General features: G+C 40.0%; 12 protein-coding genes. 8 read left to right on the top strand and 4 right to left on the bottom strand.

The window, feature by feature from the left end:
- Window positions 1-3: 3 nt before the first annotated feature.
- Window positions 4-537: a type II toxin-antitoxin system antitoxin SocA domain-containing protein gene (locus tag EHR06_RS07110; protein ID WP_135756354.1), complete on the bottom strand. Its 534-nt coding sequence runs from the start codon at window positions 535-537 to the stop codon at window positions 4-6.
- Here EHR06_RS07110 and lipB point away from each other — a divergent pair.
- The 6 genes from lipB (at window position 515) to EHR06_RS07080 (ending at window position 9,716) form a co-directional block, all read left to right on the top strand.
- Window positions 515-1,204: a lipoyl(octanoyl) transferase LipB gene (lipB, locus tag EHR06_RS07105; protein ID WP_135756353.1), complete on the top strand. Its 690-nt coding sequence runs from the start codon at window positions 515-517 to the stop codon at window positions 1,202-1,204. The two genes, EHR06_RS07110 and lipB, sit on opposite strands and share 23 nt — an antisense overlap.
- A 65-nt stretch (window positions 1,205-1,269) precedes the next feature.
- Complete coding sequence (locus EHR06_RS07100) at window positions 1,270-2,178, top strand: LIC_12071 family protein (protein WP_135756352.1); 909 nt, start codon at window positions 1,270-1,272, stop codon at window positions 2,176-2,178.
- Between the two features lie 6 nt (window positions 2,179-2,184).
- The gene (locus EHR06_RS07095) at window positions 2,185-2,889 is read left to right on the top strand and encodes an STAS domain-containing protein (RefSeq protein ID WP_135756351.1); all 705 of its coding nucleotides are present in this window, start codon (window positions 2,185-2,187) and stop codon (window positions 2,887-2,889) included.
- Between the two features lie 38 nt (window positions 2,890-2,927).
- Window positions 2,928-4,517, top strand: a complete 1,590-nt coding sequence (murJ, locus tag EHR06_RS07090; protein ID WP_135756350.1) for a murein biosynthesis integral membrane protein MurJ — start codon at window positions 2,928-2,930, stop codon at window positions 4,515-4,517.
- 20 nt (window positions 4,518-4,537) lie between these two features.
- Complete coding sequence (locus tag EHR06_RS07085) at window positions 4,538-4,759, top strand: DUF167 domain-containing protein (protein ID WP_208757757.1); 222 nt, start codon at window positions 4,538-4,540, stop codon at window positions 4,757-4,759.
- Window positions 4,752-9,716: an LA_1737 family protein gene (locus EHR06_RS07080; protein WP_135756348.1), complete on the top strand. Its 4,965-nt coding sequence runs from the start codon at window positions 4,752-4,754 to the stop codon at window positions 9,714-9,716. Before EHR06_RS07085 ends, EHR06_RS07080 begins: the two co-directional genes overlap by 8 nt.
- 61 nt (window positions 9,717-9,777) lie before the next feature.
- Here the strand turns inward: EHR06_RS07080 and groL are convergent, their stop codons facing one another.
- A complete protein-coding gene (gene groL / locus EHR06_RS07075) occupies window positions 9,778-11,418 on the bottom strand; it encodes a chaperonin GroEL (protein ID WP_135756347.1) in 1,641 nt (546 codons plus the stop codon).
- 18 nt (window positions 11,419-11,436) lie between these two features.
- Window positions 11,437-11,724 (bottom strand): co-chaperone GroES, encoded by a 288-nt coding sequence (gene groES / locus EHR06_RS07070; protein ID WP_135649261.1) that lies wholly within the window; start codon window positions 11,722-11,724, stop codon window positions 11,437-11,439.
- A gap of 367 nt (window positions 11,725-12,091) precedes the next feature.
- Between groES and EHR06_RS07065 the strand changes: the two genes are divergently transcribed.
- Window positions 12,092-13,603 (top strand): cryptochrome/DNA photolyase family protein, encoded by a 1,512-nt coding sequence (locus tag EHR06_RS07065; protein ID WP_135756346.1) that lies wholly within the window; start codon window positions 12,092-12,094, stop codon window positions 13,601-13,603.
- A gap of 79 nt (window positions 13,604-13,682) precedes the next feature.
- Window positions 13,683-14,018, top strand: coding sequence for an Mpo1-like protein (locus tag EHR06_RS07060; protein ID WP_135626129.1), 336 nt, complete (start codon window positions 13,683-13,685; stop codon window positions 14,016-14,018).
- Between the two features lie 81 nt (window positions 14,019-14,099).
- On the opposite strand, the gene EHR06_RS07055 is transcribed toward EHR06_RS07060, so the two are convergent.
- A complete protein-coding gene (locus tag EHR06_RS07055) occupies window positions 14,100-15,443 on the bottom strand; it encodes an adenylate/guanylate cyclase domain-containing protein (RefSeq protein ID WP_244288528.1) in 1,344 nt (447 codons plus the stop codon).
- Window positions 15,444-15,557: the final 114 nt, after the last annotated feature.

Here is a 15,557-nt window from a genome sequence, read left to right as displayed (position 1 = left end):
TGTTTACTCGCTAAAAAGTACCTTAAATATTTTGCCCGAGATATTCAAAAGCGTTTTTCTCCTAAAGAAATGGATTTTAGTGTTAATAGTTTCTTTGCTAAACTTTATTTCCGAGAAAAGGGGAGTGATCACGTAATTCTCATATAAATTCGGATACACTCTATTTTCGTCGTAAACACTTCCTTTGAAATTTTCCAGAACCTTACGAAGAATTCTTTTCTCCTGACGGTTCAGGTCTATCTCGTCCTCATGCTCGGTCCCGACCCAGGTTAATAAATAACCGGAGATACCGGTCTCGGTCAATTTTGGGATCACATCTATTAGACGATTTTCTTTCAGGTGGAGAAGAGCCTGATTCAGTTCCATAGGATAAGGAGAATCTTCCAAATGGATGTACTTCTGCCCAGTAATCACTTTGGCGTATTTTTGGAAGAATACTCCGTCGGAAAGATAGACCAGTTTTGCGAGTTCCTGACGGTTTCTTCCCCGCGGAGATCTTTGGAGTATAAAGGAGATGACTTCGAGCAGCTTTTCCATAAATAATACAAGTGTGCAGGCTTTTTCCCTGAAAAATCCCCTTCCGTACGAAGATTACGTCCTCTTCCAGGAAAAGTCCCGGGAGAATAGAAGGGAATCGATTCTATTTTTAGAACACCCTCTTACGATTACCGGGGGGATCAATTATAATATCGACAATCTTCTCCGAAATGAGGACTTCCTTTCCGAACACGGTATCTCTCTCCAATACATAAAAAGAGGAGGGGATTATACCGCTCATGAGCCAGGACAGATCGTTACCTATGTACATTTGGACTTAAAAAAAAGAGAAATTTCCATCTCGGAATTTCTGGATCAGGTACTTGGATCCGCAATTTATTCCACAAAGAAAGTTTGGGGTCTGGATTTGGTAAAAAATCCTCACGCTCCAGGGCTTTATCTTTCGACTTCTCCGAATCGCAAAATTCTTTCCATGGGAGTTTTATTCAAGTCCTGGTTTACCAGCTACGGGATCGCTCTAAACGTTTCTAATGATTTTTCCGCGTTTCAATGTATCCATCCTTGCGGGCAGGACTGGAAGTCCATGATCTCAGTCTCTCAGCTAGGGCTCCCAAGCGGAGAAGATAAAAAGAAGGAATGGATCCAAACTTTTCAGACCAAATTTCTGGAAAATTTAAAGCCAATCAGAGACGGTATTCGCGCCTAAATTGATTTTTATTCTTTAGAAAAAAGCCGAAATCGGCCGATTTTTAAAAGAAGAGAGGTTCTCAGGTGCAAATTTTCAAACATATTCTATTTTTCATTTTAGCACTTTTGGTTTGTGAAGGGATCGCTGCCGGAGCCTCTGCATGGTCCTTTCTGGAATCTTCTCTTGCTTCTTTTGAGCAGATCAAAAATCTTTCGGACCAAAGAGCCAGAGATACGATCGGCGCCATCTCTAAATCCAGCGAAGGAAAATTAAGCAAGGACAGATTAGAAGATCTGAACTTTGCATTCACTAGACTTGTAAAAGTGACTTCTGGAGATAAAGAAGGATTTATCATTTCTGAGATCAGTATGACTGATGATTCGGGAGTAGTTCTTGCATCGTCTAACGAAGATTATGTGTCCGATCCAAGGGCAAAAAGAAAACCTGAACCTAAGTTTTTATCCACTAATTATACCGCTGCTCATCATTTGAGAAAATGGCAGATCGGAACTCCAATCCTTTTGGGAGATAAGAATACATTCCAGAATGATAAACTGATGCAGATCGTTTCTCCTTATTTCCCTGAAATTTCAGAGCCAAGTGTTCTTCTTTCCATGGCAGTATACCACCCTGAAAAATTGGAAAGAGTGGCTTCTCTTCATATGAAATACGAAAGAGGGAATTTTGCACATTTTGTGAGGATCCAAACCGAACTATTCTGGTGGACCTTACAAAATAACGCGATCATAGCTCTGATCTGTGCTCTTATATTAGGATTTTCTCATTTACTCATTAAGAGTGTCCGCACTTCTTTTACCCAAGACGGAAAGTATATTGCGGATCCTTCTTCTCCTCCTTTATGGGAGAAGGTTGACTTTGCTCAAACCCAAGGTCCTATCCGTTGGAGAGAAAACGTTTCTTCTTCTCCTTCTACTGCGCAAGCAGTCAATCGAGAAAAAGCGGAAATTATAGACGCTATTTATCTAGGATAAACTTTTTTGGAAATTCATACTACAAAACTGGGACATATATTGAAAGTAACTCCGAAAGGGGTTCTTGATTCCTATTCCGCATTCGATCTGGTGCGTTTTATTAAAACTCGCTGGGAAGAAGGGGAAAGGTTAGTACTAGTCAATTCTAGTCTCATCGAATATATAGAAGAGGATGGCATCTCCGCACTTGTGGAATTAAAAAACTTCTTCGAAAAATTCGGCGGCAATATTGCATACAGCGATTGGAATGAAGAAGGATTATTGGTTTTAGGATTATTCGGTTTAAATAAGAGCCCTAATCTCTTCGCACATGAAAAAGAAGCGGAAGTTTGGCTTTCCTCTTTGAAGATAGAAGATAGAAGGACTTTATCCGAGAAGTCGGAAAGTATTTCTTCTCTTAGACAAACGAAACCGATCCAATTCTATTCCAGTCCTTCTTCTAGTCTTAGTAAGTCGGATGTGTATGTTCCCGAGATCAGCACAGTTCCAATTCCCGGACAAGAACCCGCTGAAAAGACTCAGATCGGAAAGGACCTGGACCATACTTTGGAGCAGGCGAGAAGTTTCCAAGAAAGGATCTTGTATTGCGAATCTTGCAGGGCAAGACTTAGGATCAAAACTCTTGGTCGTCACCAATGTCCTAATTGCGGAATTCAGTTTGACGTGAGTCGCACCGGCGGAGTTCGATACTTGGAGAAACTATTAGGTTAGTTTCATTTTTGTCGGAAACACCGACCACGTAGGATCTCTTGTCCCAAGCAGCCAGAAGAAGTTTCGCTCTTTCTTTTTACACCCTCGTTTCCAGAATTTTAGGAGTGTTCCGAGACCATTTTATGGCGGTGTCTTTCGGGACAGGAACCATTGCCTCCGCATTTTCAGTAGCATATAGATTGCCCAATATGTTCCGAAATCTTTTGGCGGAAGGAACTCTTTCCCAATCCTTCATGCCTTTATATTCGGATGCGGAGAAGGACGGGGTAGTCGCCGCAAGGAAGATGAGCGGGGCCGTATTAAGTTTTCTTTTTGTAATCCTTCTTAGTTTCGTAGTAATCGTTTTTACATTTTCACCGTTTGCACTTCCTATCCTTGTGGGAGGGACTGCGGAATATTCCGGGCTTGTAGTCGAGCTTACCTATATTCTGTTTTTCTTAATCGTTACCGCGAGTTTGTCCTCTATCTATATGGCGATCTCCAACGTCAAAAATAGATTTTTTGTTCCTTCTCTTTCTCCTATCATCCTGAACTTAAGTTATCTCACCGTGTTTTTAGGGATTTTCCCTTTCGTGGATTGGGAACTTTTAACCAAGGTGAGAGTTCTTTGTTTTGCGATCGTAGGAGGAGGGATCATACAACTAGGGGTCCAGGCCTGGTATGTTTCCAGAAATGGAGAAGGCCCTATCTTCTCCTGGAATTATAAACATCCTGCTATTTCAAAAATATTTAAACTGATGCTGCCTGCAGCGGTCGGAGGCGGTTTTTACCAGCTCGGGCTTTTAGTGGATATATTCCTCGCAAACTATGTACAGAATACGAATCCGGGCTTAGGCGCAGTCGTTAGTTTGGATTATGCCCAGAGACTAGTGCAGCTTCCTACCGGGATCATAGGTGTGGCGCTTGCTACCACAACTTTACCCGCGTTACTTTCTTCTTTGAAACAAAACAAACATTCCGAGGTTCCCAAGGAAATGTTGGGAGTTTTGGGATTTGCGGGATTTTTAACTGCGCCCGCTGCTTTGGGGATTGGGATCTTAGCCGGACCAATTTTGGATTCCATATATTATGGAGGAAGATGGGATCATATTGCAACTGAGACCACGATCCTACCTTTGATCTTTTATTCATTAGCGGTCCCATTTTACAGCATGAATAAAGTTTTGATATCTACATATTACGCATTCCAAGATACTAAAACTCCTTTGAGGGTCCAAGCATTCACATTTGTACTGAATCTGACCTTGAACTTTTCTTTGATCTTTTTTCTAAAACATTCCGCGATCGCATTGTCTTCCGCCGTATCAACTGTGGTAACTTGGACCTTACTTTCTAGTTACTTAAAAAAGCATAATGTCTCTTTTCCGTGGGAAGGTTTTCTTTCCAAAATTGTAAAATTGATCCTGCCACTATTCTGCATGGGTGCATTTTTATTCTTCTATAAAGAAATGATCCATTCTTGGGCTTTGGCTTTTCTTTCCGAAAAAGGCCTAAGTTATGCGAATTCTTCCAGAATCTCGCTTTGTGCTGCCATCCTTCCTGGTATGGCAATTTTTTTCCTGATCAGTCTGCTTTTGGGTCTGGAAGAGATAAGGTTAATAGCTGGAAAAATATTTCGTAAGAAGTAATTTTGCCCGGAAGATCCGCGGTGAAAATTCAGGTCAGGGTAAAACCGAATTCTAAAAAACCGTCCGTAACTAAAGGGGACGACGGTGTTTGGATCGTTGCCGTAAAAGCACCGGCTACCGAAGGTAAGGCGAATGACGCAGTGGTTCGAGCCGTCGCGGCAGAATTGGGACTGGCTCCTTCTAAAGTAAAAATTCTGAAGGGAGAAAAGAGTAAGTTAAAACTTCTAGAAGTTTATGATTAGGGATTTTTTCAAAATTTTTTCCACTAAAATCGGGAGTGTTATTCTTTCTTTTTCGGTCCTTCTCCTTTGTTTTTCTTCCGAGATCCAAGCGGTGGATTATTTCGATACTTTAACTTCCGAAAAGAAGCCAATCTTAGGAAGTGATAAAGAAGATAAATATACTTTCAAATTTTCTCCGTTTGCGAGTATAGAGAATTGGGGACCGCATTACTCCTTGGATGTTCTGGTCCTTTTCACTTACACTGATTATCCTAAGTTCAAACAGATCAGTTTTTTTCCTTTATTCGATCATATATCTGCAAAACAAAATAATTCATATAAATCTTATTTTTTCCCTATTTATTATGCGCAGCGTATCCAGGACCCTCAGTCCAATTATGAAGTAAACTATTCTTTATTTCACTATAACTCGTACGAATCCAGAGGGGAAAAATTTTCGGAAAGTTGGTTATCCTTTCCTTCTTTTCTTCCTTTGTTCGGTAGAAGTAAAACGATTGAGAGTGGTAAGGAAGAATCGTTTTACTTTGCTGTCCCTTTTTTATATTTTCGAAATCGGAACTTGAATGATGATTGGAATCATTTTCTGATCTTTCATTGGGGAGAAGACAGAGAATCTTCCTACGGTTCCATTCTTCCTTTGGTGTATTGGGGTTCGGGAAAAAGAAAATTCAATTTCACTTTTTTCCCGATCTTCTTCTATAATACATTATATAATTCTTATTCTGATAAGGAGGATTTTCATTTTACGATCTTCCCTTTGTTCTCTTATAATTCTTTGAATTCGGGAGAAGAAGGTTCCCTTCTTACTCCACTTTTCGGTCAGACTTGGAAGGAAACCCCTCAATTAGGAGGAGGGGGAAAAGAAGAGGAAAAATTTTCCTATTATTTACTCTTCTTCTTAAATCGAAGTTATCATAACGGTGAATTGCAGAATTATACTGCGAATATCCCGATCCTATTTAATAGGAAATGGGAGAAGGGAGGAAAATCCGAAACAAATCTGGCGTTGATCAGCGGTTGGACCTCCAACGAGAAGGGAGATTATTCTTCCTCTTATCTATTTCCTTTGATGTTCCATAAGAAAAACGAATCTCTTTATGTGTTCCCTTTTTATTTCGATAATGGAACCAGCAAGTTCGGGGCAGTTCTTCCATTCTATTATAACCGGACTGCAACGGATATGGATCTTTATGTTTTAAATTTTTATTATACAAAAGATTGGAACGGTTCCTCTAAATCATTATTTTTCCCGATCTATTATTATTCCTTTAAACCGGATGAGTCCAAGTTCATCACTCCGATCTTTTATTATTCTTCTTCGGATCTATCCAAGAGGACTACTTTATTTTCTTGGCTCCTTTTTTATAGAAATAAAGAAAAGGAAGCCTCTCAGAATTATTTTATCAATACTTATCTTTCTTGGGATGAACAGGGAAAATTTCAGCGGGGATTTTTCTTCCCTCTTTTGTTCTATAAATACAATGAATATTTTCATTTTTTCCCTTTATGGGCAAAAGGAAACCAGGCCGGGAACGAATACACTTGGATCATTCCTTTATTCACTTATTGGAATAAGACTAGGACTTGGGTAGGTCCATTTTATTCCAGAAAGAGCGAGATCGGCGATCAATATGAAAGATGGATCCTATTTCCGTTCTGGTATTTTTATAGGGACTCTTGGCAGGATGCTAAGTCCGAAAGTTATACACTTCTTCCGATTTTTCAATGGAACGATACTTCGGAATACAAAGAGCTTATAACCCCCTTATCTTATTCGAAAGAATATAAGACAAAATTCGAAAATTATTCCCTGATCACTTTGTATGAAAGATATGATACTGACCAGGAATCCAGAAGAAGGATCTACCCTTTCTATTTTTCAAATAACACAAACGAATATTCTTATTGGAATGTTCTGGGGCTTGTAGGTAGAGGATTTGATAAGGCAGGGGATCCAAGATATACTTATTTGTTTCCTTTCTATTTTTATAAAAGGGACAGTTTTCATCTGGTTTTACCTTTGTTCCTGAAGTTCGGAAATGATGAGGATGATCATAAACATTTCGGCCTTCTTCATTATAGGAATACGTCCGCGGAAAAAGAGAACACATGGATATGGCCTTTATTATGGTTTACGAATATAGATAAGGTCCATAAGGAGGAATTTACCACTAAACTTCTTTTCTACTGGAATTGGAATAATCCGCGCAATAAAGGAAAAATTGTACTCCCTTTTTACTTAAATTACGAAGAAGCGGATAAATCTCTCGAACTTGTACTCGCATATTCTTCTACTGAAACCATAGGGAAATTCGGGGCAGGGGCGGGAGCTACGGAAAAAGATTATTATTTGGATACTGATGCTTCCTTATTTTATAATCTTTTCAGTATTTCTACCAGGTCCTCTATCTCTAAGAAAAGATTAGAATTTTGGAAGGCTGAACATCCTGCGGAAGAGATCCCTATTGAAACGATCAAAAAGGAAGTCGCCGTGGAAAAGAAAGAAGAGAAGGACGGTTTAAATAAATACAAAACTTTAACAAGGGAAAGTTCCCGTTCTTTCTGGGGAGTTAGTGCTCTATTCGGGATATTCAGCTATGAAAGAGGAGACGATAGACGACATATCCGTCTTCTTCCTTTAGCATGGTATTCTTGGTCCAAAGAAAACTCGGATAAGGTATACACATTTTTTCCTTTTTATTTCTCGAGCAAAATTGCGGATGATTCTTATTTTGCAGTCGGGGCAGTTCTACCTATATATGCTCGCCAAGATAAAGGATCGGATTTTCAGGAGTCTTATCTTCTTTTCGGTTTCCTAAGGGGAAAACAGGGAGAAGTGAGAGACTATTCAGTTCTCTGGCCTCTCACACGTTTGTATTATTCACCGGATTCTTGGGGATTTAGGATCTTTCCGTTTGTTGCTCATGACGAGTCTAAAGATCATTCCCGCACAATTTCTCCTTTATATTATAGAAAACAGATCGTAGAAGGAAATACTACTACCGAATCTTTTCATTCTTTGCCAGTACTATTATTTTTATTTCATTCCGGGACCGAATCCAGCCGAGATCAGGATCTATTCCAAGAAAAATCCTATAGTCTCTTCATACCAATTTATTTGAGATTTGGTTCTAAGATCAGAGTTCCATCTGAAGAAGCTTATGTATCCAAGTTTTATACTTTATTATCCGCTTATTCCAATAAGAAAGAATTGAACGGAGAGGAATCCTCTTCTTTACTCACCCCATTCTATTATTATTCCAGATATAAGGGAGCTTCCGAAACTTCGGAACAAGCTACTAAGGTGGACTTTTTGTTTTTCCCTACGATCTACTATAAACGAAACACCACGGAAAGTACGCTTTTTATATTAGTATATTATAATGAATCTTCTCCTTCCGTTTCTAAAGGAAATTTCCTAGGTCTGGTTTCTTCTTCTGAAGAAAAAAACGGGGAAAGGACTTCTAGTTACTTCCATTTATTTCCTTTTTATTTTTCCGGTTCGGAGAAGGAAGGGGAGAAGGTCCTAGAAAGTTATACAACTGTGCCTATTCTTTATTACGGTTATAAAAAAGGAAACGGCTCCGGATGGAATATATTAGGACTATTAAGCGGTTCAGGTTCGGACCAAGAGAGTTCTTTTGCGATCTATCCTTTCTATTCCAATCGGGAAAAAAATATTCCGAATTTATTTAAAAAAAGGGTCACCTGGGGACTTCTATATTATTCGGATAAGACTGAATTCCAGACGGGGAGTTGGAATTCCTTTAATGTGAATCCATTCGGGATTTTTTCCTCTTCCGGAAGTAAAACTCTGGAATCTAGTTCTTCTTTCTATTTTCCTTTCATGTACACATATTCCGAAAAACAAAACTCGGAAAATAAGGAATATTCCAAGAGAGAGATAACATTCCTAAAGTTGATCGATTATTCAAAATACGAATCCGTTTTACCTAAGGAAGGAAGTGCGGATAAGGTTGTAGATCAGTGGAGGGATTTTAGCGCATTTTTCCTTTTTTCGAATACATTGCATACCGTTAAGGATCTTAAAAAAGAAGAAACGACTAGTATGTATTTCAAATCTTATCTTTTCCCTATATATAGATTTGAATCCGCAAACGATCCTTTCAGAAAAGAAAAACACTTAAACTTTTTGTTAATTACCGATTATAAATCCGGGAATTCCGGTTTAGAAAGATTAGTGGTCGGTCCCGCTTTTTATTTGGATAACCCGGAACGTACCGCTTACGGTCTGGCTCCTCTCGCATTTTATAGGAAAAGTAAAGAGTCAAGATTCTGGTTTGCATTCGGCTTTTATAGTTATAAGGACAGCGATTGGGACCGCTGGGGACTTGCGGGGATTTTTGATATAAATAAAGAAACCTATTTGAAACGTAGGAACTTCAATTTATTCCTAGGTTTGATCCATACGGAAGTAGAAGAGGAAAGGACTAGAGTGGCTGTTCTTGGGGGGCTTCTCGGTGGATATGAAAGACGAAATGATTATTCGGATACGAATCTGCTTTGGCTTCGTTGGAAGTCCACTCCGGAAGAGACTCTCGCCAATTTCCTTCCTGTAGCCTATTATCATTCTGATCCTTCCGGAACTGCAACTTTGATCCCTCCGGTCCTAGGATATTTCTCTTCCGAAAAAGACGGAAGATTCGATATGCTCGGTTTAGGATTATTGTATTATAGAAACCAAAAAATTTCCAAAGAAGAAGATCTGATGCTTGTAGGTCCCGGATTATTCTACTATAGACAGTACGGAAATAATATGAACGGCTTGCATGCGATGGGAATTTTGGCAATCCCAGGAATGGGAGGACTTCTATGGGATTGGGAATACGAGACCAAGACTAAATACAGCAAATACTCTATTCTACATATCTTATATAGTCATACGATCACTAAGGACGGAAAAGAGATCGATAGGGTGTTCAGCATCAAGTTATAATAAAAAAGCCGAGGTTGTTCAACCCCGGCTTTTAACTTTTCCGAAAGGAAAGAGGGCAAGATTACATCATGCCGCCCATTCCTCCCATACCGCCCATTCCACCCATAGGAGGCATTCCGCCGCCGTCTTTTTCAGGTTTGTCGGTAATTGTAACTTCCGTAGTTAACAACATTGATCCGATAGAAGCAGCGTTTTGGAGTGCGGAACGAACTACTTTAGCTGGGTCAACGACTCCGGCTTGTAGTAGATCTTCCCAAACCATAGTAAGTGCGTTGAAACCTTCGTTTCCTTTTTTACCTTTTGCTTGTTCTACGATCACGGATCCTTCCAGACCTGCGTTAGAAGTGATCATACGGATCGGTTCTTCTAATGCGCGGAAGATGATCTTTGCTCCGGTAGCCTCGTCGCCTTCTAATTTAAGAGCGGCAACTGCTTCCTGAGCTTTTAGAAGAGTTAATCCACCACCAGGAACGATTCCTTCTTCTACCGCAGCGCGGGTAGCCGAAAGTGCGTCTTCCACACGGTGTTTTTTCTCTTTCATTTCCACTTCCGTAGCTGCACCAACATGGATCACTGCAACACCGCCTGCAAGTTTTGCTAGACGTTCTTGGAGTTTTTCACGATCGTACTCGGAAGTAGTATCTTCGATCTGTTTTTTGATCTGACCTACGCGGCCTTGGATATCTTTAGAAGCACCTTGTCCTTCGATGATGGTGGTGTTTTCTTTATCCACGGTAACTTTTTTAGCACGTCCCAGTTGTTGAACTGTTGCGTTTTCCAGTTTCATTCCGAGGTCTTCGGAAATCACTTGTCCACCGGTAAGGATTGCGATATCTTCCAACATCGCTTTACGACGATCCCCGAATCCAGGAGCTTTAACAGCCACACAAGAGATAGTTTTACGAAGAGTGTTCACTACGATAGTAGCTAATGCTTCTCCTTCTACTTCTTCCGCGATGATCACTAAAGGTCTTCCTGCTTGAGCGACTTTTTCCAATACAGGAAGAAGGTCTCTCATAGAAGAGATCTTTTTGTCGTAGATTAGAATATAAGGATCGCTTAAAGTTGCGATCATTGCTTCCGGATCGGTTACCATATAAGGAGAAACGTATCCACGGTCGAATTGCATACCTTCTACCACGTCTAAAGTGGTTTCGATGGATTTTGCTTCTTCTACGGTGATAACTCCGTCTTTTCCGACTTTGTCCATAGCATCTGCGATCAGATTTCCTATATCCTTGTCGTTGTTTGCGGAGATAGTCGCAACGTTAGCGATATCTTTTTTGTTTTCGATCTTAACTGAACGTTTTTTGATACTCTCTACTGCCGCGCCAACCGCTTTATCGATACCGTGTTTAAGCGCCATAGGGTTTGCACCTGCAGTAACGTTTTTTAAACCTTCGTTAACGATGGATTGAGCAAGAATAGTAGCAGTGGTAGTTCCGTCTCCGGCAACGTCATTCGTCTTTGTGGAAACTTCTTTTACCATCTGAGCGCCCATGTTCTCGATGGAATCCTCTAGTTCGATCTCTTTTGCTACGGTAACTCCGTCCTTAGTGATGGTTGGAGATCCGAATTTTTTGTCGATTACTACGTTTCTTCCCTTAGGACCAAGGGTAACTTTTACAGCGTTCGCAAGTTTGTTTACGCCTTCTAAAAGTTTACGTCTAGCCGATTCATCATACTCGATAATTTTTGCCATTTTTATTTCCTCGGTATATTACTTTTTCACGATGGCAAGAATGTCGCTTTCGCGGATGATTAAGTATTCTTTACCTTCGGATTTAATTTCAGTTCCGGAATATTTGCCGTACAGAACGACGTCACCGGCTTTCACTTCTAGCGGTATAAGCTTTCCGTCTTCATAACGTCCGCTTCCTACTTCTACAACTTTTCCCTCTTGCGGTTTTTCTTTAGCCGTATCAGGAACGAAGATGCTGCCGATCTTTTCTTCAGCTTCTTGTTTAGGCTCGACCAAAACACGGTCACCTAGCGGTTTAATCGCCATGACTTTCTCCTCTTAGCACTTGAATTAAATGAGTGCTTGAATATAAATTCCAGGAAATCCGAAACAGGGGTGGGCGGTCAAGCACTTTCAGTCATAGAGTGCTAAAATATTGCCCAAATTCCTTTTAAACCCCCGAATTTTTCATTTCCCGTTTTTTAGGGAATGAAGTCTAAGGGAGAATTATGGCTGCTCCTTCGCTTCGCTCGGACCGGGCTAAGATTGGCACGCAGAGACACGAAGCCGCAGAGGAAGATAGTTTAAAATATCTATCCCTGCACGATAGAGTTCATACGAATATTGATTGTTATGCTAAAAATCTCCGCGTCTTTGCGCCTCTGCGTGAGAAAAAAATAAGGATATATTATATTTGTTCTCAGAGAAAAATTTAATTCGGGTAAGAGAAGGAAACGGAAAGCCGGTTTTAGAAGAAGGGGAATATATTCTCTATTGGATCCGAGCGAATCGAAGAATTGCCTGGAATCATTCTTTGGATTATTCCATCCACCTTTCTAAAAAATTCCAAAAACCTTTGGTCATTTTCGAAACCGTCATGATGGATTTCGAATGGAGTTCTCCTAGACTCCAACAATTTCTTTTAGAAGGAATTTGTGATACTGCAGAAGACGCGGCCCGTATCGGTTTTACGTATTGGCCTTTTGTGGAAACTAAGGAGAATTCCCTTTCCGAGATCACCCGAAGTATTTTAGAAAAAGCTTCTATAGTGATTACGGATGATTTTCCTTGTTTTTTCCTGCCGCTACATGCGGAGAAGATTTCCCAAGACCTAAATTGTAAACTTCTACTCGTGGATTCTAATTCTATCACTCCACTCGCTTCTTATGAAAAATCATTCGGCTACGCCAGGGTTTTAAGACCTAAACTTCATGATAGATTCGTGGAATCTTATGTACATAGATCCAATCCTAAACCGGATCCAAAAGGAATTCCAAGTTCTGAATCTTTAAAAAAACCTAAATTTTTATTTTCAGGGAAGAAGGAGGACATCTCTACCTATTTACAAAAAATGAGCTCTAAGTTTCCGAATATTCTTGCTGTTCCTGGTAAGACTGGGGGAAGAAAAGAAGGGCTGGACCTTCTCAAAAAATTCCTAAAACACGGAATTCCATTCTATTCGGAAGAAAGAAGTGAGCCAAGACCTCCTGAAAGAGTTAAGGCATCCTCATTATCTCCTTATTTACATTTTGGAATGATCTCAGTAGATGAGATCGTAACTTCAGTATTAGGATCGGATCCTAAAATAGGCTGGAGCCCTGATATATTAAATCATTCTTATAGAGGGAAGAATGAGGGTTTCTTTCATCCGGATCCGAATATAAATTCTTTTTTAGATGAACTTCTAACCTGGAGGGAACTGGGTTATCTTTTGTTTTATAAGGAGCCAAGTTTTAGAAAAGATCTCTCCATTCTTCCGGATTGGGCAAAACTTTCTTTGGAGGCTCATAGGGGAGATAAAAGAGAATACGTATATTCCAAGGAAGAATTTGAGAATGCAAAAACCCATGATCCGATCTGGAATGCGGCTCAGAAAGAATTAGTTCTTACGGGGACCATCCAAAATTATCTAAGAATGCTTTGGGGGAAAAAAGTAATAGAATGGTCTTCTTCTCCGGAAGAAGCATTTCGTATATTAGAAGATTTGAATCATAAATATGCGTATGATGGAAGGGACCCGAATTCATATACGGGTATTCTATGGTGTTTTGGTGCGTTCGACCGGCCTTGGTCCCCGGAAAGAGCGGTGTTCGGAAATATCCGTTATATGTCCTCGGATTCTACTTCTAAAAAATTTAAAATAAAACCTTATCTGGAATATATCCAATCCCTGGAAGGTTTGTCGGAACTCCAACTCTTTAAATAACGGGTGTTATTATAAAGGGATGAGAAGTTGTTGCGGATTCTTTTTCCCTGCCGTATTATGTAGTTCCGGAGGGACAAAGATGACTGAAAACAAAAAATACGAAACCCTGCAGGAATTCTGGCCATTCTATCTGAGAGAACATTCGAACAAGATGAACCGGGTATTCCATTTTATAGGAACCACATGTGCTCTTGTGTTTATCGTTTCCGCAATCTTCTATCTAAACGCTTGGTACTTGCTGGGAGCATTGTTTAGCGGATACTTTTTCGCATGGATCGGACATTTTTTCTTAGAAAAAAACAGACCTGCTACTTTTATTTATCCGTTCAAATCTTTCGTGAGTGATTGGAGAATGTATTTCTGCACGATTACCGGACAGCTCGGGAAGGAATTACAAAAAGCCGGAGTGAAGTAAGTAACTATTCACTTCTAAATCTCCGCGTGCAGCCCGATCATTCGATTTTTATTCACGCGGAGTTTACGCAAATCCTAAATTTTAAGCTCCCACAGCTACTACAGTTACAGGTTTTTCTTTTCCTTTTACTTGTACTGGAGGAAGAGTTTCTCCTCTGAAATTTGCGCCTGCAAGTTTCCATGTTTCTTCCGAGACTAATAATTCTTTTCCGAAGTTTTTAGTAAGAGATTCGATCCTGGAAGCTGTGTTGACCGCGTCTCCGATCACTGTGAATTCAGCTCTTCTGCTCGTTTCTATATTTCCGGAGAAAACTTCTCCCGTATGGATCCCAATTCCGATCCTTACAGGTTCTAGTCCTTTGGATCCTCTTGCCTTATTAAATTCTCCTAATTTTTCCAACATCTTCTGTCCGCATTGTAATGCACGAATCGCATCCGAGGCAGGATCTGCGGATGGATAAGGAGTTCCGAATGTTGCCATAACAGCATCGCCTATATATTTGTCTAAAGTCCCGCCGAATTCGAAAACGCAATCAGTTAATGTTTCTCTAATGGAAGAAAGGAATCTGCTTAGTTCTATAGGATCCATATTTTCTGAAAGCGCCGTGAAATTGCGTATATCGGTGAATAATATGGTGGCAGTTTGTCTTCTTCCTTCCAATACGTTCGGGTTAGTCATCATTTCTTCCACCATTCCGGGGGAGAAGTAACGAGAAAGTAAGGATCTTTGCGCTTCTCCTTCTCCAATTCGTCTGATCATGATCAGAGTTCTTAATATACCGAAAGAAAAGAAAAATGCAAGGATCAGATAGACCATAGGTCTTCCGAATAATGCGTCAGTGACCAGGACATTCGGTCCCATCACATAATCTCCCCAATCTTTTGCGAATACCATCTTATCGTATATTAACGCATAGGAGAAGATCCCGAAATAAACCAGATAGAATAAGATTACGCTTAAAACCACGTATCTTAATCTGAATTGGATCAATGAAAATGCGAGGGGGAAGAATAGGAAATTCATGATCGGATTTTTGATCGCAAATCCAAGATCGAATGAATTTTCGTGAAGAGTATAATATAATAATAAAGAACTGATCACAAAAAAGTCTGCAACCAATGCAAGATAAGAAAAACCTTTAATTGCCCAATGAGTGCAGGTCCGGATCACATATGAGTGTCCGATCGTAACCACGGTGAAAATCCCGAAAGCGATCCCGTTTACGAGCGCATCTCCACTTTTCCAGTTTAAGGCCAACTGAGCCGCAAAAAATATTAGAAGCAGATATCGGAAGGCGTTGGATACATAGGCGCCTATTATTTCCTCGTTTTCTAAAACCTTACGGACGGAATCGTCCATTTTACTTCGATCTGTTATATCCAGAATATTACAAAGAAACTTAGGTAGATAATCTTTGATAGGCATAGCTCCCTAAAATACTCCTTTTCATTTTTGCTTCAATCGTTTCTTATTGTTTTCGACTGAATCGAATAACAAAAGGAATGTTATAATTCCGAAATAAACATACGAATCAGTGGA

Origin of the sequence: Leptospira dzoumogneensis (genome assembly GCF_004770895.1) — a bacterium.
GTDB classification, from domain to species: domain Bacteria; phylum Spirochaetota; class Leptospiria; order Leptospirales; family Leptospiraceae; genus Leptospira_B; species Leptospira_B dzoumogneensis.
Note: the sequence above shows the minus strand (reverse complement) of the source record. Positions and strands in the feature narration are given on the sequence as shown.

What these genes read in the sequence shown, in the direction of transcription:
- lipB (WP_135756353.1), top strand. Translation starts at nt 515, where the DNA reads ATGACTTCGAGCAGCTTTTCCATAAATAATACAAGTGTGCAGGCTTTT.
- EHR06_RS07110 (WP_135756354.1), bottom strand. Translation starts at nt 537, where the DNA reads ATGGAAAAGCTGCTCGAAGTCATCTCCTTTATACTCCAAAGATCTCCG.
- EHR06_RS07080 (WP_135756348.1), top strand. Translation starts at nt 4,752, where the DNA reads ATGATTAGGGATTTTTTCAAAATTTTTTCCACTAAAATCGGGAGTGTT.
- groL (WP_135756347.1), bottom strand. Translation starts at nt 11,418, where the DNA reads ATGGCAAAAATTATCGAGTATGATGAATCGGCTAGACGTAAACTTTTA.
- groES (WP_135649261.1), bottom strand. Translation starts at nt 11,724, where the DNA reads ATGGCGATTAAACCGCTAGGTGACCGTGTTTTGGTCGAGCCTAAACAA.
- EHR06_RS07060 (WP_135626129.1), top strand. Translation starts at nt 13,683, where the DNA reads ATGACTGAAAACAAAAAATACGAAACCCTGCAGGAATTCTGGCCATTC.
- EHR06_RS07055 (WP_244288528.1), bottom strand. Translation starts at nt 15,443, where the DNA reads ATGCCTATCAAAGATTATCTACCTAAGTTTCTTTGTAATATTCTGGAT.